The 1,594-nt window shown below is 74.3% G+C and carries 1 protein-coding gene and 1 riboswitch; the gene reads left to right on the forward strand.

The genetic code is table 11. The features are described 5' to 3' along the window. The first annotated feature begins 67 nt into the window (after positions 1–67). Positions 68–183: riboswitch (SAM riboswitch) on the forward strand. A 43-nt stretch (positions 184–226) separates the two neighbouring features. Beyond that, a partial coding sequence (locus PLL68_RS13510; protein ID WP_324534935.1) for an aminotransferase class V-fold PLP-dependent enzyme occupies positions 227–1,594 on the forward strand: 1,368 nt, incomplete at its 3' end.

A 1,594-nucleotide genomic window follows, 5' to 3' on the forward strand; every position in this document is an offset into this window, starting at 1 on the left:
GGGGGTGTCTCGCGTCGTGGACCGCGGATGCCGTGGCGCGGCATCCGCTCCTACGATTTCCGACGTAGGTCATGAGTGCCAGCGACAAGCCCCGGCTCGTTGGTCAGCAACCCTCCTTCCGCGGTGGGGTGCTCCGGGTGACGACCTGGTCGACGTCGAAACCGGCGCCGGCAAGCGCGGATCACGGGGTCACCCGAGGTCCACAGTCCCGACGGAGACCTCCATCGTGTCGATCGCCCCGAGCACCCAGTCCCACTCCTTCCACCGCCGCCCGAGGCTGCGGGCCGTCCCCGATGTCGCCCTGCTCGCTCCCCGGGCCGGGTCGGATGCCGTGGCGCGCCTCGCGCACCCGGCGCACCGGGGGGCCGCCGGCCTCGACCAGGCCGGCCTGCCCCCGGTGGTTCGCGCCGGCCTCGTGCCGACCCTGTCCGGTGACTGGGTCGACTACGCGAACCTCGACCACGCGGCATCCACCCCGGCCTTCGAGCGGGTAGCGAGCGCCGTGGAGTCGGCGACCCGCACGTACTCCAGCGTCCACCGCGGCACGGGGTGGCTCTCGCGGGTGACCAGCGCCCACTACGAGGCGGCTCGCGACGAGGTGGCCCGCTTCGTCGGTGCCCGTGAGGACGACGTCGTCGTGTTCACCCGCGGCACCACCGACTCGGTGAACCTGCTCGCGCGGGCCCTGCCGCGGGGCACCACCGTCATCGTGTTCAACTCCGAGCACCACGCGACGCTCCTGCCGTGGTCCAAGCGGGGCACGGTGCGCCTGCCCGTGCCGGGCGGCGCCCGCGATGCCGAGGTCCTGCTGGAGAGCGCCCTTCGTGACCTGCCGGCCGGCACCGCTCGGCGCCCGCGCCAAGCCCTGGTCGTGCTGACGGCTGCGAGCAACGTCACCGGCGAGTTCTGGCCGGTCGAGTCCCTGACGGCCATCGCCCGTCGCCACGGCGCGCGCGTGCTGCTCGACGCCGCGCAGTCGGCCGCCCACCGCCCGCTCGACCTGGCGGCGCTCGACGTGGACTGGGTCGCCTTCTCGGGTCACAAGCTGCACGCCCCGTACGGCACCGGGGTGCTCGCCGGGCGCAGCGACTGGCTGGACGCCGCGGCGCCCTACCTCGCGGGTGGCGGCGCGACCGCGCAGGTCACACCCGAGTCGACCCGCTGGGCGACGGGTGCTGCCCGCCACGAGGCCGGCAGCCCGAACGTGCTCGGTGCGGTGGCGCTCGCGGCTGCGTGCGCGACGATCCGCGAGCACCGGGCCGCCATCGACGCCCACGAGGCTGCTCTCACGAAGGCGCTGCGCGACGGCCTGCGCACGATCGACGGGGTGCAGACCTACTCGCTGTTCGGTGAGGCCACCGCGCGCGGGCCGGTCGTGACGTTCACCGTCGACGGGCTCGACAGCCAGCTGGTGGCGGCAGCGCTGTCGGCAGAGCACGGCATCGGGGTGCGGGCCGGCAAGTTCTGCGCGCACATCCTCGTCGACACGCTGCTCGAGGAGGGGTCGGAGGAGCACGACAGCGCGGTTCGCGTCAGTGCCGGTCTGGCGAGCACCCCTGAGCACGTGGCCCGGCTGGTGGCGGCCGTGACGGCG

The sequence above is a fragment of the Ornithinibacter sp. genome, from assembly GCF_035443565.1.
Taxonomy (GTDB): domain Bacteria; phylum Actinomycetota; class Actinomycetes; order Actinomycetales; family Dermatophilaceae; genus Fodinibacter.